Annotated in this window: 1 protein-coding gene; it reads right to left on the reverse strand. The window is 64.9% G+C overall.

Annotated features, from left to right (window positions below):
• The coding region (locus AC1DIX_RS28015) for an ATP-binding cassette domain-containing protein (protein WP_477328638.1) at positions 1-413 on the reverse strand (413 nt) is incomplete at both ends.

Consider the following 413-nt stretch of genomic DNA (forward strand, 5'->3'; position numbering starts at 1 on the left):
CGGCTGAACCGCAAGCGCCCGGGCAATGTTGACCCGCTGGCGCTGACCGCCCGAGAGCTCGTGCGGAAACTTCCGGCGCGAGACTGCCGGGTCGAGCCCGACGCTTTCAAGCAGCGCCCCGATACGCTCATCCAGCACCTGCTTTGAAAGACCGTGCTGGTGAAGTTCGAGCGGCCGCGACAGATGATGGTTCACGCCGAAGGCGGGATTCAGGGAGGAAAACGGATCCTGAAACACCATCTGGACATCCTTACGGTAGCGCCGCTCCTCCTTCGGAGTGCCGCGAAGCGTCAGATCCTGCCCCCGGAAGAGCAGCTTGCCGCCAGAGGGTCTGTCCAGGCGGGCGATGATCCGCGCACAGGTCGTCTTGCCGCATCCGGATTCGCCGACAAGCGCCAGAGCCCGTCCCGGAT

The organism is Massilia sp. 05N420 (assembly GCF_056397205.1).